Below are 19,439 nucleotides of genomic sequence, written 5' to 3'. Positions count from 1 at the left end.
GCCCCCCGAACCGCCGGCTCCTACACTCCACCGAGCACGTGGTGGACCAGTTCCCGGAGGGGGCCGTTGAGCTGGGCCTCCCCGACGGTCGCGCGGTCGCCGTCGATGTCGATCTCGTAGAGGAACTGGTCGGGGATTCGGCCGGGCGGGGGGATGGATTTCAGGTCGACGCGCCCGACGAGCCGCGTCAGCATGGGATCGCTGGCGCTGTCGGACTCGGCGCGCCGTTCGATCCCGGCGAACCCCCCGCTCCGGACGACTGTCACTCTCACTGCGCTATCCGTTCGCCTCCGTGGGGACGCCTACCCCCGTCCAGGCCCGGTTCACCGCCTTCGTCTCGTCGGCGTCGGCGCCGTACAGACGAGTGGCCGTGCGGACGGTCTCCGCCGCGAACCCGGCGAAGTCGACGTCCGTGGCCAGTGTCCCGCCGGTGAGCGTTTCGTACCAGACGCGTCCGGCCTTTTCCCACGCTTTCCCGCCGATGGCGGTCGCGGCCAGGTGGAAGGCGCGGTTCGGGATGCCCGAGTTGATGTGGACGCCGCCGTTGTCGCGATGGGTCCTGACGTAGTGGTCCATGTGCCCGGGCTGCGGGTCCTTGCCGAGGCGCGGGTCGTCGTAGGCGGTGCCGGGCTCCTTCATGGAGCGGAGCGCGACGCCGTGGACGCCGGGCGCGAGCAGCCCCTGCCCGATGAGCCAGTCGGCCTGGTCGGCGGTGTGGTTGAGATGCCACTGCTTGATGAGGGACCCGAACACGTCGGACACCGACTCGTTGAGCGCCCCGGACTGGCCGTAGTACTCCAGGTTCGCGGTGTACTGCGTGACGCCGTGGGTGAGCTCGTGGCCGGTGACGTCGAGGGGCCCGGTGAACTCGGTGAACAGGACGCCGTCGCCTTCCCCGTACACCATCTGCTCGCCGTTCCAGAAGGCGTTGTCGTAGGCGTCGCCGTAGTGGACGGTCGACACCAGGGGCAGCCCGGCGCCGTCGATCGAGTTGCGCCGGTAGGCGGCCTCGTAGAAGTCGAACGTCGCGCCGAGCCAGTCGTAGGCCCGGTCGACGCCCTTGTCGCCGGTGGCGGGGGCGCCCTCGGCGCGGACGGCCCGGCCGGGCAGGTCCTCGCGGTGCTGGGCGTCGTGGATCGTGCGGTTCGGGACGAAGTCCTCGGAGGGGGAGGGGGCCTCGGCCGGGGCCGTCCGGCGTTCGGCTGCGTAGGCGGACGTGAGGGCCAGCGTCCGGCGGGCGCGGCTGCGCAGGGCAGGGTCGTCGGCGTCTCGGGCGATGCGTTCCAGCATGTGCGGCGGCACGATGTGGCATCTCATGCCACAACGCTGCCAGCCCTTCCGGAATCGAGCCACAACTTTCGGGATGACGCTACGGCCGAATCCGGTCACGGTACGTAATTGTCAACCGACGGGGAGGAGCCGTCCGGGGGACATGTGAAGAACATGGGGAGATGCCTGGTGGGGAGCCGGGGCATCGGACGCCGTGCGTCAGAATGAACGGGTGACCCTGTACCGCGACGAAGGCATCGTCCTGCGCACCCAGAAGCTGGGCGAGGCCGACCGCATCGTGACGGTGCTGACCCGGCGCACCGGCCGGATCCGCGCCGCGGCGAAGGGGGTGCGCAAGACCAGGTCGCGGTTCGGCGCGCGGCTGGAGCCGTTCACCCACGTCGACCTGCAGCTGTACGAGCGGCGCTCGCTCGACCTGATCACCCAGGCCGAGACGCTGCGGCCGTACGGGGAGGCCATCGTCGCCGACTACCCCCGCTACACGGCGGGCACGGCGATGCTGGAGACCGCGGAGAAGCTGACGAGCGAGGAGGGCGAGCCCGCGCTGCGGCAGTTCCTGCTGCTCGTCGGCGGGCTGCGGACGCTCGCCGAGCGCGGCCACGACCCCCGGCTCGTCCTGGACGCGTTCCTGCTGCGCTCGCTGTCGGTCGCCGGGTGGGCGCCCGCGCTGGACGAGTGCTGCCGCTGCGGCGTCCGCGGCGGGCTGCGCGGGTTCGCCATCGCGGCGGGCGGCGCGGTCTGCGCGAACTGCCGCCAGCCGGGCGCCGCGACCCCGGCGCCGCCGACGTTCGCGCTGATGCTGGCCCTGCTGCGCGGCGACTGGGAGTACGCCGACGGCAGCGAGCAGCGGCACCGGGCGGAGGCCAGCGGCCTCGTCGCCGCCTACCTGCAATGGCACCTGGAGCACGGGATCCGCTCGCTGCGCCACGTCGAGCGCGAACCGGGGCCCGGCCATGACGCCGGCTCCGCCGACACCACCGAGGAGAGAGTTTGAGAAGGGCCGTTTCGCCCCCGGACCCGCATCGGGACGGCGCCACCCCGCCCCCGATCCCCGCGGGGCTCGTCCCGAAGCACGTCGCCATCGTCATGGACGGCAACGGCCGCTGGGCCAAGGAGCGCGGGCTGCCCCGCACCGAGGGGCACAAGCGCGGCGAGGACTCCCTCTTCGACGTGATCATGGGGGCGATCGAGCTCGGCGTCCCGTACCTGTCGGCGTACGCCTTCTCCACCGAGAACTGGAAGCGCTCCCCGGACGAGGTCCGCTTCCTCATGGGCTTCAACCGGGACGTGATCCGCCGCCGCCGCGACCAGCTCCACTCGATGGGCGTCCGGGTCCGCTGGGCGGGCCGCCGCCCCCGGCTGTGGCGCAGCGTGATCAAGGAGCTGGAGACGGCCGAGGAGATGACGCGCGACAACGACGTCCTCACGCTGCAGTTCTGCGTGAACTACGGGGGCCGCGCGGAGATCGCGGACGCGGCCGCGGCGATCGCCCGGGACGTCCGGGACGGCCGGCTCAACCCCGACAAGATCAACGAGCGGGTGTTCGCCCGCTACCTCGACGAGCCCGGCATCCCGGACGTCGACCTGTTCCTGCGCTCGTCGGGGGAGCAGCGCACGTCCAACTTCCTGCTCTGGCAGTCGGCGTACGCGGAGATGGTCTTCCTCGACACCCTCTGGCCCGACTTCGACCGGCGCCACCTGTGGCACGCCTGCGAGCTGTACGCGTCGCGGGACCGCCGGTACGGCGGCGCGATCCCCAACAGCACGGAACCCGCCGCCGCCACCGGCTGACCCCGACTAGACCAGGGCGGCGTCCAACGTGATGGTGGTTCCGGTGAGGGCCTTGCTCACGGGGCAGTTGGCCTTGGCGTCCTGGGCGGCCTTCTCGAAGTCGGCGGCGGACAGGCCGGGCACGCTCGCGCGGACGGTCAGGTGGATGCCGGTGATCCCCTCGCCCGGCTGGAAGGTGACCTCGGCCTTGGTGTCGACCTTCTCCGGCGGCGTGCCGGTGCCGGCGAGCCCGTGCGAGAGCGCCATCGAGTAGCAGGTGGAGTGCGCGGCTGCGATGAGCTCCTCGGGGCTCGTCCGCCCGGCCGGCTCCGCGGACCGCGATGCCCAGGTCACCTCGTAGGTGCCGAGCTTCGACGAGTCGAGCGAGACCTTGCCCTGGCCTTCGAGGAGTGAACCTTCCCAGTGCGCGTTTGCGGTACGTGTCGTTGCCATGGCCTGATTCTCTCGCATGGCCTCCGCGCCGATTCACCGAACCGCCCCATACGGCGCCCCGCGCCCGGGAGGCCGGGCGCGGGGCGTCCCGGCCCCCGGGGCGGGGTCCTCTGGCTTGGTCCCTAGGCGACGTTCACCGCGGACCAGGCGGCGGCGACGGCGTTGTACTGCGGGCTGCCCGCGCCGTACAGGTCCCTGGCCGCGTTGAGGGTCGCGGTGCGCGCGGCCTTGTAATCGGTCGAGGACGTCATGTACGTGGTCAGCGCCCGGTACCAGATCTTCGTGGCGGCGTCCCGTCCGATCCCGGCGACCGTCGAGCCGTTGGACGTCGGGCTGTCGTAGGACACTCCGTTGACGGTCTTCGCGCCGCTGCCCTCGGACAGCAGGTAGAAGAAGTGGTTCGCGACGCCCGACGAGTAGTGCACGTCGAGGTTCTTCGTGCCGGTCGACCAGGAGTCGGGCGAGCTGCCGTCCTTGCTGGGCCTGTCCATGAAGCGCAGCGCGGGCTTGCCGAAGCCGGGCAGGACGACCTCCTCGCCGACGAGGTAGTCGCCGACGTCGGCCGGGTTGTTCGCGTAGAACTCGACGGCGGCGGCCATGATGTCCGACGTCGCCTCGTTCAGCCCGCCGGACTCGCCGCTGTAGGTGAGGTTCGCGGTCGCGCTGGTGACGCCGTGGCTCATCTCGTGCGCGGCGACGTCCAGGGACGTGAGCGGACCGAGCTGCGTGCCGTCGCCGTCGCCGTAGGTCATGCAGAAGCAGGAGTCGTCCCAGAAGGCGTTGGCGTACCTGTCGCCGTAGTGGACGCGGTTGAACGAGCCCTTGCCGTCGCCGCCGATGCCGGTCCGGCCGAAGACGGTCTTGTAGAAGTCCCAGGTCATGTTCGTGCCGAACTGGGCGTCGACGGCGACGGTGGCGCGGTCGGCGGTCGTCCCGCCGCCCCAGTGGTTGTCGGCGTCGGTGAAGATCGTCGCGGGGGCGCGCCGGACGCACCAGACGAGGATGCAGAGGTCGGTCTGGCCTCCGGCGTCGCCGGTGTAGGTGTTGCCGCGGGTCGGGTCCTTGAGCTGGTAGACGCTCCCGGACTTCGTCGTCTCCAGCGGGACGGTCCCGGTGTAGAGCGACTTGCCGTCCCCGGCCTCGGTGCGGATCGTCTCCTCGCTGAGCAGGACCTCGCCGGTGGCGGCGTCCACGGAGGTGAGGATGCGGCTCGGCGTGCCGTCCGCCCGCTTGCCGGTGGTCTGGACGCGCCAGGCGAGCCGGGGCCGGTGGTCGGCGGTGCGGGCCTCGACGACGAGCGCGGGCGGGCCCTGCGCCTTCCGCCGCTTGGCGGCGGCCTTCTTCTCGGCGGCCTTCGCGGAGACCTCCGGGGTGGAGTCGGCCGGGGCGGCGGCGAGCGTGCCGCTGCTGCCGCGCCATCCGCCGGACGCCGACTGGTGGACGACGACGTCCCCGCCGAGGACCGGCAGGCCGTCGTAGGTCCGCGTCATGCGGGTGTGGGACGCGCCGTCCCGGTCCATCAGGACCCGGACGACCTTGAACGCCTGCCCGTCCCCGCCGCGCAGCTCCGCGCCGCGCGCGGCGACGGCGCCGAGCGCGCGCGCCGCCGCCTTCCCGGGGTCGGGCGGGGACGGCGCCTGCCGCGCGGCCGCGGGCGCCGCGAGGACGCCGGTCGCGAGCAGGGTCGCCGAGGCGAGGAGCACGGTTCGTCGGCCGGTGAACGCCCGTCTTGTCATGAACGCCCTCTCGTGCGGGCGCCACGCACCCCCCGGGAGCCCGCCGTCGGGCCTGCCGTGGCGACACGACATTCATGACATAGGCGTACTCACACGTAGATGTAGCAAATTGCCAAGGATTGCACACAGAGCGTGTCAACTACGCGCCTTGTCGGCGGCGACGCCGTGTCATCCGCCGGTCGCGGAAGGTCAACACGACCGTCGACGCGACCGTCGACACGACCCCTTCGCGATGTCGAGGGGCGACCGCTCAGCGGGGCTTCGCGGCGCAGTCGCCGCAGGTCCCGAACACCTCGACGGTGTGGGTGATGTCGCTGAAGCCGTGCTCGCGGGCGATCGCGTCCGCCCAGCGCTCCACGGCCGGGCCCTCGACCTCGACCGTCCGGCCGCAGCCGCGGCAGACGAGGTGGTGGTGGTGCTCCTCGGTGCGGCAGGCGCGGTAGACGGCCTCGCCGTCGTCGGTGCGCAGCACGTCGACCTCGCCCGCGTCGCTGAGCGCCTGGAGCGCCCGGTACACGGTGGTGAGGCCGATCTTGGAGCCGTCCGCGCGCAGGTCGGCGTAGATGTCCTGGGCGCTGCGGAACCCCTCGCAGCCCGTGAGCACCTGCCGCACCGCGTCCCGGCGGGCCGTCGTCATCCTCCAAGTACCTCCGCCTCGGCGTCCACCCGCGTCTGCGCGCCGGGTCCGGCGGCGGGGAGCCCGTCCCCGGCCGTACCGGCCCGCGCGCGCCTGCGACGCGCCACCGAGCCCCCGGCGACCGCGGCGACGAACAGCGCAAGCGCCAGCAGGACGATCGTGGGGCCCGGAGGCAAATCGTACTTGAAGGAGCCCGCCAGACCGGAGACGGCGGACAGCACGCCGAGGCCCATCGCGGCCAGCATCGTGCCGCGGAACCCGCGCGCCACCTGCTGCGCCGCCGCCACCGGGACGATCATCAGCGCGCTGACCAGCAGCAGCCCGATCGCGCGCATCGAGATCACGACGGTCACCGCGGCGGTCGCGGCGATCAGCACGCCGAGGAACCGGACGGGCAGACCGGCCGCCCGCGCCACCTCCTCGTCCTGGCAGAGCAGGAACAGCTCGCGGCCGAACACCCCGACGATCCCGAGGACGGCCGCCGCGAGCGCCGCGACGACGTACAGGTCGGTCATGGTCACGCTGGTGATCGAGCCGAACAGGTAGGACTGGAGGCTCGTCCCGCCGCCGCCGTTCGCGCTGGTGAGGATCACGCCGCCGGCGAGCCCGCCGTAGAACAGCAGGGCGAGGACGACGTCCGCGCCGCTGCGGCTGCGGGCGCGCAGCACCTCGATCGCGACCGCGCCGAGCACCGACACGACCAGCGCGCCGAGCACCGGTGACGTGCTGGTGAGCAGCCCGAGCCCGATCCCCGTGAGCGCGATGTGGCCGATGCCGTCGCCGAGCAGGGACAGCCTGCGCTGGACGATGAACGTTCCCACGGCGGGCGCGGTCAGCCCGATCAGCACCGCCATGACCAGCGCGATCCGCATGAACTCGTAGTGCAGCATCCCGCTCACGCCGCGCTCCCCGCCGTGCGCCGCACGCGATCGTCGCGGACGACGCGGCCGTCACGCAGTTCGACCGTGCGCGTGATCAGCGGCTCCATGGGGCCGAACTCGTGCGTGACGAGGACGATCGTCTTTCCGGCGTCGGCCAGGCCGCGCAGGGCGGACGCGAGCGCCGCCTGGCTGCGCGCGTCCACGCCCGCCGTCGGCTCGTCCATCACGAGGACGTCCGGCTCCCCGGCGAGCGCGCGGGCGATCAGCACCCGCTGCTGCTGGCCGCCCGACAGCAGGTGCGACGACTCGCGGGCGCGTTCGGCGAGGCCGACCGTCTCCAGCGCGCGGTCCACCGCGGCGCGGTCGGCGGCGCGGTCGGCGAACAGCGACGGCAGCCAGCGGGACGTCCGGCCCACCCGCCCGGACATGACGACCTCCCGGACGGTCGCGGGCACCCCGCCGCCCATCGGCAGCCGCTGCGGGACGTACCCGATCCGCCGCCAGCCGCGGAACCGCGCGGGCGGCACGCCGTAGATCTCGACCCGGCCGCCCGCCAGCGGGACGAGCCCGAGCAGCGCCTTGACCAGCGTCGACTTGCCCGCCCCGTTCGGTCCGACGACGGCGAGCACGTCGCCGGGCTCCACCCGCAGGTCGACGCCGGACAGCACGTCGCGGCCGTCCCGCCGGACGCGCCCGCCGGTCACCGCGAAGGGGGGCCGACTCGTGGAGGTGTCGCTCATGTGCACTCCAGCGCGGGACGCAGCGCCCGCAGATTGCCCTGCATGATCGTGAGGTAGTCGGCGTCCGCGCCGTCCGCGACGCCCTCCGCCGGGTCGAGGACGGCCGTCCGCACCCCCGCCTCGCGCGCCAGCGACCGCGCGACCTTGGGGCTGACCAGCGTCTCGGTGAAGATCGTCGTGGCGCCGGAGGCGGCGACCCGGCGGGTGAGCGCGGCCATCCGCCGGGGCGACGGCTCGCTCGCCGGGTCGACCCCGGCGACCGGGATCTGGCGGAGCCCGTAGCGGTCGGCGAGGTAGCCGAACGCGGCGTGCGCGGTGACGATGTCGCGGCGGGCGCAGGTGCGCAGGCCGTCCCGGAACGCGCGGTCGAGCGCGCCGAGCGCGGCGGCGGCGCCCCCGGCGCGGCTCCGGTACCCGGCCGCGTGCGCGGGGTCGGCGGCGGCGAGCCGCTCGCCGAGGGCGGTCGCGACGGCCGCCATCCGGCTCGGGTCGAGCCAGACGTGCGGGTCGTAGGGCGACTCCGCATGGCGGACGCCGTCGTGCGCCTCCGCGTCGTCGGTCTCGCCGGGCGGCGGAAGGGTCTCCACCAGGCTCGCGGCGTCCAGCGACCGGCCCTTCGCGTGGCCCTTCACGGCGTCGTCCACGGCGGGCTGGACGCCCTTCACGTAGACGGTCTGGTCGGCGTCCTCGACGCTCGCGACCTGGCGCGCGGTCAGCTCCAGGTCGTGCGGCTCGGCGCCGGGCTCGGTGAGCGTCCGGACGACGACGTCGCCGCCGCCGACCCGCTCCGCCAGCCACGCGACCGGATAGAACGAGGCGACCACGACGGTCTTGCCGGGCGGGACGTCGGCGCCCGCGTCGGCGCACGCCGCCGTCCCGGCGGCGAGCCCGGCGAGGGCCAGGGCCGCCGCTCCGGCGCGGGACGCGCGGGCACGGGTGTGGCGGGCATGCGCGCGGCGGGCATGGGTTTGGACGGAAAAGCGAGGCACGCACCGATTATGTCCGAGAATGAAAATGATTGTCAAAATCGTCCGAGGCCGCGGCCCAGCGCGAACCCCACGAGGACGACCAGCGCGACGGCCCGCAGCGCCCGGCCGGAGCCGTCCAGCGCGGGCCAGTTCAGGTAGGCGAACCAGGCCAGCGCGGCCGCGAGGACCAGCACCGCCGCCGCGGCCACCCAGCCGGTTCCGGCCATTCCGGCCACCAGCAGGACGAACACGGCGACGAGCAGCACCCACCGCGGCAGCCGGTGCAGGAACACCACCGGCGTCGCGCTCGCCCGCTCGACCGCCGCCCGCAGCCCGGTGCCCCGCTCGCCCCGCCGCCCGTCTCTCGTCTCCACACGCCCAACGTACTGCCAGGATGGACGGATGATCGCGATAACCCGGTACCGGGTGCCAGGCGAGGACGCCGACGGCTTCGCCGAGCGGATGACCGCGGTGCTGACCGCGCTGTCCGCCGCGCCCGGCTTCCGCGCCGGACGGCTCGCCCGGACCGTCGACGACCCCGGCCTGTGGGCCCTCGTCACCGAGTGGGACGGCGCGGGCCACTACCGCCGCGCCCTCGGCGACCATCGGGTCCGGATGGAGTTCATGCCGCTCGCGGTCATGGCCGTGGACGAGCCCGGCGCCTACGAGGTCATCTCCTCCGCCGGTTAGGGGAAACGGCGGGGCAAGAAGCGCGCCGGCCGGTTTCGAGGCCCCGGACCAAGGTCATCTTTGCCGCGTCACGATCATGCCGAGGCCCGCCGGGGAAGCCGCCCGAAGAAGGGTCCCGCGTCTCGTCGGGGGGAGATGTGATGCGCCATGCCGTTCCGTCCGGGGGCCTGCTGTCCGGGGCCGTCCTGCTCAGCGGGGCCGCGGCCGTCCCTCTCGTCCTCGCCGTCCTCGGCGCGCCCGCCGCGCGGACCGCGCCCGACCGGGCCGCCGCGCTGAGCGGCGCCCGCTCCGCGTCCGGAGGCGGCGCCGCGCCGCGCGTCGTCCGGTACCGCGGGCTGAGCGTGCCCGTCCCGGCGGGCTGGAAGGTCTACGACCTCGACCGCGACCCGACCCGGTGCGTCCGCTACGACCGGCACGCCCTCTACCTCGGCCGGCCGGGGCCGCAGCCGGACTGCCCGGCCCGGATCGTCGGCCGGACCGAGGCCGTGCACATCCAGCCCGCGGACCGCGACGCCGGGGACGGCCGCCTGACCAGGACGGTCGTCCACCCCCGCCAGCTCGCCACGTTGACGGTCGCGCGGTCGGTCGACCATGAGGCGCGGCTCGCCCTCCCCGAGGCCGGGGTCACGATCACCGGCGTGTACGGGACGGACCCCGGCGCGCTCCAGCGGCTCCTGCGCGGCACCCGGGTGACGGGGAGAGTTCGGCCCGCCGACCCGTCCCCGCCGCCGCCGGACGTCCGCCGCGAGCGCCCGCCCGGAACCGGTGGCGGCGCACCGGCGCTCGACCGCCCCTGGACGAAGGGCAGGGGGTTCGACACGTGCTCGGCCCCGTCCCTCCCGACCATGAAGGCGTGGCGGCGGGCGTTCAAGGTCACCAACATCTACATCGGCGGCGCGGCGCGCGGCTGCGCGCAGCCCAACCTCACCGGCTCCTGGGTGAGCGAGGTCCGCGCGATGGGCTACCGGGTGACGCCCACCTACGTCGGGCTCCAGGCGCCGTGCGGCACCCGTCCGCAGCGCTTCACCGGGAGGAACGCCGCCGTCCAGGGCCGGAGGTCCGCCGTGGACGCCGCCCGCAAGGCGCGCGACCTCGGCATCCGCGAGGGCGCGCCGATCTACTACGACATGGAGGCGTACAGGCACGGGCGGTCCGCCTGCCGGGCGGCCGTCCTCCGGTTCGTGGACAACTGGGTCCGGCGGCTGCGGGCCGAGGGGTACGAGCCGTGCCTGTACGGCAGCGTCAAGTCGGCGATCCGGGACGTGAGCCGCGCGACCGGGATCCACCGCCCCACCGCCGTCTGGTTCGCGAACTGGGACGGCAACCCCGGCGTGTACGGCGACCCGTTCATCCCGGACGGCCGGTGGAGCCCGCACCGCCGCGTCAAGCAGTACCGGGGCGGCCACCGGGAAAGGCACGGCGGGGTGAGCCTGAACATCGACAGCGACATGGTCGACGGCCGCGTCCACTAGCGGGGCTACCAGACTCGCGGGTGCTCTAAGCTGGGGATGCCCACGGCCGCAGGTGGAAGACCGCGCCGGGGGATCACTGGGATCGCACTCGCCGCCGCCCGCCGCCGCCGCGGGACCGGGGCGCACTCAATGTCCCGCCGACCGCCAGCCGGATGGAGAATACTCATGGCACGCCGTTCCGATGTGCTGGACACGATCGTCAACCTCGCCAAGCGGCGGGGCCTGGTCTACCCGTCGAGCGAGATCTACGGCGGACTCCGCGCCTCCTGGGACTACGGGCCGCTCGGCGTCGAGCTGAAGAACAACGTCAAGCGCCAGTGGTGGAAGTCCATGGTGCAGGGCCGCGACGACGTCGTCGGCCTCGACTCGTGCGTCATCCTGGCGCGCGAGGTCTGGGAGGCCAGCGGCCACGTCCAGGCGTTCGTCGACCCGCTCACCGAGTGCCAGTCCTGCCACAAGCGCTTCCGGGCCGACCACCTGGAGGAGGCGTACCAGGAGAAGCACGGCCGCCCGCCCGCGAACGGCCTCGCCGACATCTCCTGCCCGAACTGCGGCGTCAAGGGCTCGTTCACCGAGCCGAAGATGTTCAACGGGCTGCTGAAGACCTATCTCGGCCCCGTCGAGGACGAGTCCGGCCTCGCCTACCTGCGTCCCGAGACGGCGCAGGGCATCTTCATCAACTACAAGAACGTCGAGCAGTCCGCGCGGCGCAAGGTGCCGTTCGGCATCGGCCAGATCGGCAAGTCGTTCCGCAACGAGATCACGCCCGGCAACTTCATCTTCCGGACCCGCGAGTTCGAGCAGATGGAGATGGAGTTCTTCGTCAAGCCCGGCACCGACGAGGAATGGCACCAGTACTGGATCGACGAGCGCATGCAGTGGTACGTCGACCTCGGCATCAGCAAGGAGAACCTGCGGCTCTACGAGCACCCGGCCGACAAGCTGTCGCACTACTCCAAGCGCACCGTCGACGTGGAGTACAGGTTCGACTTCGTCGGCGGCGAGTGGGGCGAGCTGGAGGGCATCGCCAACCGCACCGACTACGACCTGTCGACGCACTCCAAGGCGTCCGGCGCCGACCTGTCGTTCTTCGACCAGGAGGCGGGGGACCGGTTCGTCCCGTACGTGATCGAGCCCGCGGCGGGCGTCGACCGCTGCACGCTCACGTTCATGATGGACGCCTACGCCGAGGACGAGGCGCCCAACGCCAAGGGCAAGCTGGAGAAGCGCATCGTCATGCGGCTCGACCGGCGGCTCGCCCCGGTCAAGGTCGCGGTGCTGCCGCTGTCGCGCAACGCCGACCTGTCGCCGAAGGCCCGCGACCTCGCCGCGCAGCTCCGCAAGAGCTGGAACGTCGACTTCGACGACGCGGGCGCGATCGGCCGCCGCTACCGCCGCCAGGACGAGATCGGCACCCCGTTCTGCGTCACCGTCGACTTCGACACGCTGGAGGACGACGCGGTCACCGTCCGGGAGCGCGACTCGATGACCCAGGAGCGCATCTCGATCGCCCAGGTCGAGTCGTTCCTCGCGGCGCAGCTCCTCGGCTGCTGACCGCCGACGCGCCGTGACGGGCCGTCCCCGCTCGGGGGCGGCCCGTCCGCGCGTCCGGCGGCGGGACGGGGCGCCGCTCCCGCGCGGGCGCGGCGGCGTCCGCCGGGGAAGGAACCTGGGCTAGGTTGGCTGGAGCGGACCGGCCGGAAGCGGAGCCGTCCGCCGCCGTCCGGTCGACGGCGCCACGGCACGACGAGGGACCTGGGGAGGGCGGGGATGCGCGAGCCGCGTCGTCCTGCCTCGGCCCTCGCCCGGCTGCTGATCCTCGCGCTGGGCCTCGTCGGCGTCGTGGCCGGTCCCGCCGGGGCCGCGACCCACGGCGCGACGGCCTCCACCGGGCTCGTCAGCGCCGTCCGGACCGGGACGGCGCAGCAGGCCCCGGCCCGGCCGCGGTCCTCGTCCAAGCACCGGCCCTCCCACCGCACGTCCGCGCACGCGGCGCGGCTCGTCCAGGTGACGCAGCCCGTTCCACCGGCGCGGTTCGTCCACGCGGCGCAGGCCGGGCATCTCGTCTTCGCCGGTCATCCCGTCCACGCGGCGCTGCCCGCGGCCGGCGTCGACCTCCGGCCGCCGTCCGGGCGCGTGTCCCGGGCCGACGCCGTCCCCCGCTCGCCGGACGTCCGCCCGGCGGGCGCCCCGCGCGGGCGCGCACCCCCCTCCCTCCCACGGATCTGAGCCCTAGTCAGCGGCGCCGCACCGTCCACGGGTGCGCCGCCGAAGTCCCGTGTGGAGGTTCCCTTGACTCGCGCCAACGTGGTGCGGGCGGTACTGGCGTTCGCCGTGCTCGCCACATCGTTCTATTTCGCTTGGTCCAAACCCGCCCGCCTCGGCCTCGACCTCCGCGGCGGGACGCAGATCGTGCTCGAAACCCAGGACTCGCCGACCGTGAAGGCCGACCGCAAGTCCACCGACCGCGCCCGGGAGGTGCTCCACCGGCGGGTCGACGCGCTCGGCGTCGCCGAGTCGTCGATCACCCGGTCCGGCGACCGGCGGCTGATCGTCGAGCTGCCCGACGTCCAGGACCCGGCCCAGGCCGCCGCGACGCTCGGCAAGACCGCGCAGCTCACCGCGCATCCCGTGCTGCCCGACACCGGCAAGCCCGCGCAGGGGCAGCAGCTCATCCCGGACGAGTCCGGGCAGCAGATCCTCATCGGCCCGGCCGCGCTGACCGGGGCGGGCGTCGGCTCGGCGAGCGCCGTCTACGACCCGCAGAACATCGGCGGCTGGGCCGTCAACGTCGACTTCAAGGGCGGCGGCGGCAAGACCTGGGAGAAGCTGACCGCCAAGGCGGCGTGCGCGACCGGTGACGAGCGGCGCGTCGCGATCGTCCTGGACGGCAAGGTCATCTCGTCCCCGCAGGTCACCGGGAGCGTGCCGTGCGGCGTCGGGATCACCGGCGGCTCCACCCAGATCACCGGCAGCTTCGGCGCGGACGAGGCGAAGGACCTGGCGGCGCTGATCGAGGGCGGCTCGCTGCCCGTCCCGGTGAAGGTCATCGAGCAGCGGGTGGTCGGGCCGACGCTCGGCGACGAGGCGATCGACGCCAGCGCCCGCGCCGCCGTCATCGGCATCATCCTGACCGGCCTGTTCATCGTGGCCGTCTACCGGATCGTCGGCCTGCTCGCCACGGTCGCGCTCGCCGGGTACGCGCTGATCTCCTACGCCGCGCTCGTCGCCGTCGGCGCGACGCTCACGTTGCCGGGGCTCGCCGGGTTCGTCCTCGCCATCGGCATGGCCATCGACGCGAACGTCCTCGCCTTCGAACGCGCCAGGGAGGAACGGGCGGCGGCCCCGGGACGCGGAGCGCGCGCGGCGCTCGCCGTCGGCTTCGACAAGGCGTGGTCGGCGATCGCCGACAGCGCCGTCACCACGCTGCTGGCGGGCGGCCTGCTGTTCTTCCTCGCGTCCGGGCCGGTGAAGGGGTTCGGCGTCACGCTGACGATCGGCGTGCTGGCGTCCCTGGTGTCCGCGATGCTGCTCAGCCGCGTGCTCACCGACGCCGCCGCCGCGCGCTTCCCCAAGCTGACCAGGGGCCGGGCGGGCGGCCTCGCCGGGGCCGGGCGGATCCGGCGGTGGCTGGAGGAGAGCGGCCCCGACCTGATGAGGCGCAGCCGCCTGTGGCTCGGGATCTCCGGGCTCGCCGTCCTCATCGCCGCGACCGGGATCTTCAGCCGCGGGCTGAACTACGGCGTCGAGTTCACCGGCGGGCGGCTCGTCGAGTACTCCACCAGCCGCCACGTGGACATCGACACCGCCCGCGCCGCCGTGTCCGACGCCGGGTTCCCGCGCGCCGTCGTCCAGACGTCCGGGAAGGACGACATCTCCGTCCGGACGTCCGACCTGACCAACGAGCAGGAGAAGCGCATCCAGGACGCGCTCGCGAAGGAGGGCGGCGGGGCGGCCAAGCAGCGCGACGAGCTGATCGGGCCGAGCCTCGGCGACGAGCTGCGCAAGAAGGCGCTCATCGCGCTCGGCGTCGCGCTGCTCGTCCAGCTCGCCTACCTGACGATCAGGTTCCGCTGGACGTTCGCGACCGGCTCGGTCCTCGCCATGTTCCACGACATCGTGATCGTCACCGGCGTGTTCGCCTGGCTCGGGAAACCGATCGACGGCGTCTTCCTCGCCGCGCTCCTCACGATCATCGGGTACTCGGTGAACGACTCGGTCGTCGTGTTCGACCGGGTCCGGGAGCTGTGGGGCGACCAGCCGAAGGGCCGGTTCGCGGCGATCGCGAACCGGGGGGTGCTGCAGACCGTCCCGCGGACGATCAACACCGGGATGGGCGCGCTGTTCATCCTCGCGGCGCTCGCCGTCCTCGGCGGGGACTCGCTGCGGGACTTCGCGATCGCCCTGCTGATCGGCATCGTCGTCGGGACGTACTCCAGCGTGTTCACCGCGACGCCGATCGCGGTCGTCCTGGAGCGGTACGCGAAGGCGCCGCCGCCGCAGCGCAAGGGCGGGTCGTCCCGGCGTCCGGCGCGGCGCTCGGCGAACGACTCCGGCGCGGTCGTCTGACCCGCACTGGTGGCCCCCGGCGGGTGCCGGGGGCCACCGGTCAGTGCCGCAGCAGCGACTTCTTCAGGGGCTTCTTGTCGGCCTCCCCGAGGCAGACCGCGGTGCGGACACCGGCCTCCCACTCATATTCGACCGGGTACGCGAAGCGCACCAGCTGCGGGTATTCGCGGACGTCGAAGCCGTCCCACCAGCGCGCGTTGCAGCCCGCCTTGACCTTCCGCTGGAGCGTCTTCTCCCCCGGGTACGAGACGGAGGGCAGCTTGTAGACGGCGTACACCTGCGACCAGTGCGCCTTGTCGCAGGGCAGGACGCTCTGGACGATCGAACCCTCCGACCAGGCGGCGAGGCAGTCGCCGCGGTGCAGCTCCCGCCAGAGCCTCTTGTTCGGATCCATGGTCTCGGCGAGCGGCACGGTGAGCTTCACCGGGCCGATGTAGCGCAGGATGCAGAGCGTCCGGCGGTCCCCGGCGTCCCAGCCCAGCTTGTTCGGCGGGATGGCGTACTGCTCCAGGTGCTCGGCGTACCGGCTCTTCATCAACCGGGCGACCTTGTAGTCGCAGGCGTCGCTCGCCCGCTCCAGGACCTCCCTGTCGCCGGGCCACGGGTCGCGGGGGAGCCGCAGCTCGGCGACGGCCTCGCCCTCGTGCGGCCGCGAGCAGGGCAGGGCCGTGATGGGGGACCTGCTGGAGACGCCCTCCAGCCCGGTGAAGCAGTCGCCGACGCGGAGCATCCCGGGCAGGAGCTTGTCCTTGCCCGTGACGTGCCCGGACTCGTCGCGGTCCGCGGTGAGCAGCGAGGTCGCGACGACCACGACCGCGATGACCGCGATCCAGCCGGCGGCCGCGACGAGGCCGACCACGGCGAGCCACCTGCCCCGCTCGCCGCGGCGCCCGGTCTGGACGAACGCGGCGACGGCGAACCCGATCGCGAAGAGCACGAGTCCGAACAGCCCGGAGAGCAGCGCCATGATCGCGAACGGGTTGATCCGCGGCCGGGGCGCGGCGCCCGGCAGCGGCGCACCACCGGGCGGCGGCCCGTGGCCGTGGGGCGCGGCGCCGGGAAGCGGCGGACCGCCGGGCGGTGGCCCGTGGGCGTGGGGTGCGGCGCCGGGAAGCGGGGGACCGCCGGGCGGGAGGGCGGACTCCACCGGGAGTTCGCCGGGCGCGGCCCAGGCCGGACCGGGCGTGGGCTCGTTGGTGTCGTCGTCAGTGGGCGGTGGCGTTGTCACGGCAGAAAGCTAGCCAGCGCACCCGGCGGAAGATCCGTTTCCGACGGCCCGTCGCCGACTCGTAATAGATTAGAAACCATAGAAAGATACTCCCGTCCATTACAGTGAACAACATCACCTCCGCGGCGCGGGTCGTCCCGTCGTCTGGCGCGGGCGCTCGGTGCACGACCCCGGCGCGGCGGTGCGACCCGTCCGGCGGCCTCCCGAGGGCGGGGGCCGCCGGAGGCCGGTGAAGGGGCGCGGCCGTCGTGATCGTTTTCAGCGTTTCATGAAGGATCGCCGCAGTGGCTCGCTCTTGCTCACGAGCAGGCAGTAGACCAGCCGGTCGCCCTGCGCCCAGGTCTCCCGGCTCGGCCGTATGTACATCGGCTCCACGGACTTCGGCAGGCGCGTCAGGACCCGCCGCGCCTGCGCGTAGCACCGGGCGTCCGCGCGGGGCAGTGCGATCTTGAGTTCGAGGTCGGCCGCCCAGGGGACCTTGGTGAGGAACGCCGTCCGCTCCTTGCACAGGTCCGTCGCCTGGGCGCGGAGCCCTTCGGCGCCGGGGTACGCGCCGTCCCGCAGCGTCGCCTTGGCGCCGACCTCGCCGGTGTGGCCGCGGTCGCACGGCTGCCGCACCGCCGCCGGATCGGTGTACCCGCTGAGGCACTCGCCCGCCGCCAGGGACGCCACCGCCACCATGCCCCCGGGGATCGGACGGCCGCGGGACCCGCCGTCATCGGCGGCGAACCGGACGACCCCGAACACGCCCGCCCCGGCCAGGACGAGCCCGGCGAGCACGGCGCAGAGCATGACCACCGCGCGCCGCCTCGTCCGCACGGGCGCCTCCGCCACGGAGGCGGGGACGGAACGGAACGGTAGTCGGGACGAACCGGGCGGAACGGGTGTTCTGACAGCAGTTGTCAGGTTGTGATCATCCGGCCCGCCGATCCTCGTCAGGCGCCGTCAGGCCAAGGGGGACTGGGGTTCGTCGTTCTCCGCCCTGATCACCTGCATGACCGCGTTGATCAGGGCCAGGTGGGTGAACGCCTGCGGGAAGTTGCCGAGGTGCCGTCCGGTGTGCGGGTCGATCTCCTCCGCGTAGAGCTGGAGCGGGCTCGCGTAGGACAGCAGCTTCTCGCACAGCGCCCGCGCCCGGTCCAGCTCGCCGATCATCACCAGCGCGCTGACCAGCCAGAACGAGCAGATCGTGAAAGTGCCCTCGTCGGAGTCGAAGCCGTCGTCGGTCTCCGCCGCGCGGTAGCGCAGCACGAGGTCGTCCTCCGACAGCTCGTCGGCGATGGCGAGGACGGTCTCACGCACCCGCTTGTCGTCCGCCGGGAGGAAGCCCAGCAGCGGGATCAGCAGCGCGGACGCGTCCAGCGCCGAGGCGCCGTAGTGGGCGGTGAAGACGCCGCGCTCGTCCAGCGCGTGCGCGAGCACGTCGGCGTGGATCTCGTCGGCGGCGGCCTGCCAGCGGCGGGCCCGGTCGCGGTCGCCGCGGATGCGGGCGAGCCGGGCGCCGCGCTCGGCCGCCACCCAGCAGAACACCTTGGACGAGGTGAAGTGCCGCGGCTCCCCGCGCACCTCCCACATGCCGCGGTCGGGGGCGCGCCAGTTGGCGAGCGCGTCCTCCACCTGCTTGATGATGATCTTCCAGAGCCGGTCGTCCAGCCGGTCGCGTTTGCGCACGAACAGGTAGATCGAGCCGATGATCGCGCCCCACACGTCGTGCTGGGCCTGCTTGTACGCCTCGTTGCCGATCCGGACCGGACGGGCGTCGTCGTACCCGGTCAGGTGGTCGAGCGTCGACTCGGGGAGCTCCTCGCGGCCGTCCAGCCCGTACATGATCTGGAGCCGGCCCTCGGCGGCCTCGGCGACGTCGGTGATGAAGTAGAAGAAGTCGTTCGCCTCCCAGTCGTACCCGAGGGTGTAGAAGGCCCAGAGCGCCATCGTCGAGTCGCGGATCCAGGTGTAGCGGTAGTCCCAGTTGCGGTCGCCGCCGGGCGACTCGGGCAGGGACGTCGTCGCCGCCGCGGCCACCGCCCCGGACGGCCCGAACGTCAGCCCCTTCAGCGTCAGCGCGCTGCGCTGCAGGTGGCTGCGCCACGGATGGTCGGGGAACCGGCCCCGGTCGAGCCAGTGCTGCCAGTGGTGGACGGTCCAGGTCAGCCGCTCGCGCGCGTCCTGCCAGGACGACGGCGCCGCGTGCTCGCTCCACGACAGCGCCACGAACCGGGACTCGCCCTGCTTCAGCAGCGTCCGGGCCGTGGCGAGCGACCCCTCGAACCCGACGTTCATGTCGGTGGTGAGCCGCAGCCCGAGCCCGTCGCCGCGCGCCACGGCCTCGTGGTAACCGGCCCCGGCGTGCTCCCAGCGGGCCGGGGTCCGCCCGTAGTCGAACACCGGCATGCAGTCGAGCCGGACCTGGACCTGGCCGTTCACGCACTCCACCATCCGCAGCAGGACGTGGTCGGCGTCGTAGTCGGTCGGGGCCCTGCGGTGCGTATGGGAACGTTCCGTTTCGTGGTGCCACGGGCCCATCAGCAGGGCGTCGGTCACCACGAGCCAGCCGCCGTGCACCCACCAGGTGGTCTCCATGACCATGGTGCCGGGGACGTAGCGCTGCGCGGCGGGCACCTCCACGCCCGCCGGGCCGACCCGGAAGTACCCGGCGTCGCGGTCCAGGATCGACCCGAAGACGCTGGGCGAGTCCATCTTCGGCAGGCACATCCACTCGATGTTGCCGCTCGGCGCGACCAGCGCGGTCGTCTCGCAGTCCGACAGGAATCCGAAATCGGCGATCGGGGCGAACGGGTCTCCCGCCCGGCCGCCGGCGACCTTCGGCCTCACAGCCTCACCTCCGTGATCCATCATTCCCGCGCGCGCCGAGTGGGCACGCCTCCGTGTCCGGGTTGATCCCCGTTGGTCCGAATTGGAATAGACCACTATCCTTAGTCTGACCTGGGCAAACTCCGTCCCGCCGGGTGGGCGCCGAAACATGCGGAAGTTCGCGGGTACAGTCC

Annotated in this window: 19 protein-coding genes; 7 read left to right on the top strand and 12 right to left on the bottom strand. The window is 73.1% G+C overall.

Annotation, left to right across the window (positions count from 1 at the left end):
* Window positions 1–20: 20 nt before the first annotated feature.
* Window positions 21–272 (bottom strand): protealysin inhibitor emfourin, encoded by a 252-nt coding sequence (locus FXF65_RS26220; protein WP_246178833.1) that lies wholly within the window; start codon window positions 270–272, stop codon window positions 21–23.
* Window positions 273–276: 4 nt separating this feature from the next.
* Window positions 277–1,317, bottom strand: a complete 1,041-nt coding sequence (locus FXF65_RS26215) for a M4 family metallopeptidase (protein ID WP_148352695.1) — start codon at window positions 1,315–1,317, stop codon at window positions 277–279.
* 184 nt (window positions 1,318–1,501) lie between these two features.
* Here FXF65_RS26215 and recO point away from each other — a divergent pair, with 184 nt between their 5' ends.
* Together recO and FXF65_RS26205 are read left to right on the top strand one after the other, a co-directional pair.
* On the top strand, window positions 1,502–2,284 hold the full coding sequence (gene recO / locus FXF65_RS26210; protein ID WP_148352694.1) for a DNA repair protein RecO: 783 nt from the start codon (window positions 1,502–1,504) through the stop codon (window positions 2,282–2,284).
* Window positions 2,281–3,081, top strand: a complete 801-nt coding sequence (locus FXF65_RS26205; RefSeq protein ID WP_148352693.1) for an isoprenyl transferase — start codon at window positions 2,281–2,283, stop codon at window positions 3,079–3,081. Before recO ends, FXF65_RS26205 begins: the two co-directional genes overlap by 4 nt.
* A gap of 6 nt (window positions 3,082–3,087) precedes the next feature.
* Here the strand turns inward: FXF65_RS26205 and FXF65_RS26200 are convergent, their stop codons facing one another.
* The 7 genes from FXF65_RS26200 to FXF65_RS26170 form a co-directional block, all read right to left on the bottom strand.
* Window positions 3,088–3,513: an OsmC family protein gene (locus FXF65_RS26200; RefSeq protein WP_148352692.1), complete on the bottom strand. Its 426-nt coding sequence runs from the start codon at window positions 3,511–3,513 to the stop codon at window positions 3,088–3,090.
* Between the two features lie 122 nt (window positions 3,514–3,635).
* Window positions 3,636–5,249, bottom strand: a complete 1,614-nt coding sequence (locus FXF65_RS26195; RefSeq protein ID WP_148352691.1) for a M4 family metallopeptidase — start codon at window positions 5,247–5,249, stop codon at window positions 3,636–3,638.
* Window positions 5,250–5,499: 250 nt separating this feature from the next.
* The gene (locus FXF65_RS26190) at window positions 5,500–5,886 is read right to left on the bottom strand and encodes a Fur family transcriptional regulator (protein WP_148352690.1); all 387 of its coding nucleotides are present in this window, start codon (window positions 5,884–5,886) and stop codon (window positions 5,500–5,502) included.
* The gene (locus FXF65_RS26185; RefSeq protein ID WP_148352689.1) at window positions 5,883–6,785 is read right to left on the bottom strand and encodes a metal ABC transporter permease; all 903 of its coding nucleotides are present in this window, start codon (window positions 6,783–6,785) and stop codon (window positions 5,883–5,885) included. Before FXF65_RS26185 ends, FXF65_RS26190 begins: the two co-directional genes overlap by 4 nt.
* The gene (locus FXF65_RS26180) at window positions 6,782–7,507 is read right to left on the bottom strand and encodes a metal ABC transporter ATP-binding protein (RefSeq protein ID WP_148352688.1); all 726 of its coding nucleotides are present in this window, start codon (window positions 7,505–7,507) and stop codon (window positions 6,782–6,784) included. Before FXF65_RS26180 ends, FXF65_RS26185 begins: the two co-directional genes overlap by 4 nt.
* The gene (locus tag FXF65_RS26175) at window positions 7,504–8,496 is read right to left on the bottom strand and encodes a metal ABC transporter substrate-binding protein (protein ID WP_246199110.1); all 993 of its coding nucleotides are present in this window, start codon (window positions 8,494–8,496) and stop codon (window positions 7,504–7,506) included. Before FXF65_RS26175 ends, FXF65_RS26180 begins: the two co-directional genes overlap by 4 nt.
* Before the next feature lie 32 nt (window positions 8,497–8,528).
* Window positions 8,529–8,849 (bottom strand): DUF6703 family protein, encoded by a 321-nt coding sequence (locus FXF65_RS26170; protein WP_148352687.1) that lies wholly within the window; start codon window positions 8,847–8,849, stop codon window positions 8,529–8,531.
* A 28-nt stretch (window positions 8,850–8,877) separates the two neighbouring features.
* Here FXF65_RS26170 and FXF65_RS26165 point away from each other — a divergent pair, with 28 nt between their 5' ends.
* From FXF65_RS26165 to secD, 5 genes are all read left to right on the top strand, one after another.
* Entirely contained in the window at window positions 8,878–9,165 is a 288-nt protein-coding gene (locus FXF65_RS26165; RefSeq protein WP_148352686.1) for an antibiotic biosynthesis monooxygenase family protein, read from the top strand.
* Between the two features lie 140 nt (window positions 9,166–9,305).
* The gene (locus FXF65_RS26160) at window positions 9,306–10,637 is read left to right on the top strand and encodes a glycoside hydrolase domain-containing protein (RefSeq protein WP_148352685.1); all 1,332 of its coding nucleotides are present in this window, start codon (window positions 9,306–9,308) and stop codon (window positions 10,635–10,637) included.
* A gap of 165 nt (window positions 10,638–10,802) precedes the next feature.
* Window positions 10,803–12,191 (top strand): glycine--tRNA ligase, encoded by a 1,389-nt coding sequence (locus tag FXF65_RS26155; RefSeq protein ID WP_148352684.1) that lies wholly within the window; start codon window positions 10,803–10,805, stop codon window positions 12,189–12,191.
* A 216-nt stretch (window positions 12,192–12,407) separates the two neighbouring features.
* On the top strand, window positions 12,408–12,866 hold the full coding sequence (locus FXF65_RS26150; protein WP_148352683.1) for a hypothetical protein: 459 nt from the start codon (window positions 12,408–12,410) through the stop codon (window positions 12,864–12,866).
* A 63-nt stretch (window positions 12,867–12,929) separates the two neighbouring features.
* Window positions 12,930–15,206 carry a protein translocase subunit SecD gene (gene secD / locus FXF65_RS26145; RefSeq protein ID WP_148352682.1) on the top strand — a complete coding sequence of 759 codons (2,277 nt, stop codon included), beginning with the start codon at window positions 12,930–12,932 and terminating at the stop codon, window positions 15,204–15,206.
* Between the two features lie 40 nt (window positions 15,207–15,246).
* Here secD and FXF65_RS26140 read toward each other — a convergent pair whose 3' ends face one another.
* The 3 genes from FXF65_RS26140 to FXF65_RS26125 form a co-directional block, all read right to left on the bottom strand.
* Window positions 15,247–16,434, bottom strand: a complete 1,188-nt coding sequence (locus tag FXF65_RS26140; protein WP_187412513.1) for a DUF4190 domain-containing protein — start codon at window positions 16,432–16,434, stop codon at window positions 15,247–15,249.
* Window positions 16,435–16,692: 258 nt separating this feature from the next.
* Complete coding sequence (locus tag FXF65_RS26130) at window positions 16,693–17,253, bottom strand: hypothetical protein (protein ID WP_148352679.1); 561 nt, start codon at window positions 17,251–17,253, stop codon at window positions 16,693–16,695.
* Between the two features lie 126 nt (window positions 17,254–17,379).
* Window positions 17,380–19,266: a glycoside hydrolase family 15 protein gene (locus FXF65_RS26125; RefSeq protein ID WP_246199108.1), complete on the bottom strand. Its 1,887-nt coding sequence runs from the start codon at window positions 19,264–19,266 to the stop codon at window positions 17,380–17,382.
* Window positions 19,267–19,439 lie beyond the last annotated feature (173 nt).

The organism is Actinomadura syzygii, assembly GCF_008085905.1.
Classification (GTDB): Bacteria; Actinomycetota; Actinomycetes; order Streptosporangiales; family Streptosporangiaceae; genus Spirillospora; species Spirillospora syzygii.
Note: the sequence above shows the minus strand (reverse complement) of the source record. Positions and strands in the feature narration are given on the sequence as shown.

Bases quoted from the DNA above. Each gene is read 5' to 3' on its own strand.
- FXF65_RS26150 (WP_148352683.1), top strand. From the start codon at position 12,408: ATGCGCGAGCCGCGTCGTCCTGCCTCGGCCCTCGCCCGGCTGCTGATC.
- FXF65_RS26215 (WP_148352695.1), bottom strand. From the start codon at position 1,317: ATGAGATGCCACATCGTGCCGCCGCACATGCTGGAACGCATCGCCCGA.
- FXF65_RS26200 (WP_148352692.1), bottom strand. From the start codon at position 3,513: ATGGCAACGACACGTACCGCAAACGCGCACTGGGAAGGTTCACTCCTC.
- FXF65_RS26165 (WP_148352686.1), top strand. From the start codon at position 8,878: ATGATCGCGATAACCCGGTACCGGGTGCCAGGCGAGGACGCCGACGGC.
- FXF65_RS26160 (WP_148352685.1), top strand. From the start codon at position 9,306: ATGCGCCATGCCGTTCCGTCCGGGGGCCTGCTGTCCGGGGCCGTCCTG.
- FXF65_RS26180 (WP_148352688.1), bottom strand. From the start codon at position 7,507: ATGAGCGACACCTCCACGAGTCGGCCCCCCTTCGCGGTGACCGGCGGG.
- FXF65_RS26195 (WP_148352691.1), bottom strand. From the start codon at position 5,249: ATGACAAGACGGGCGTTCACCGGCCGACGAACCGTGCTCCTCGCCTCG.
- FXF65_RS26155 (WP_148352684.1), top strand. From the start codon at position 10,803: ATGGCACGCCGTTCCGATGTGCTGGACACGATCGTCAACCTCGCCAAG.
- FXF65_RS26190 (WP_148352690.1), bottom strand. From the start codon at position 5,886: ATGACGACGGCCCGCCGGGACGCGGTGCGGCAGGTGCTCACGGGCTGC.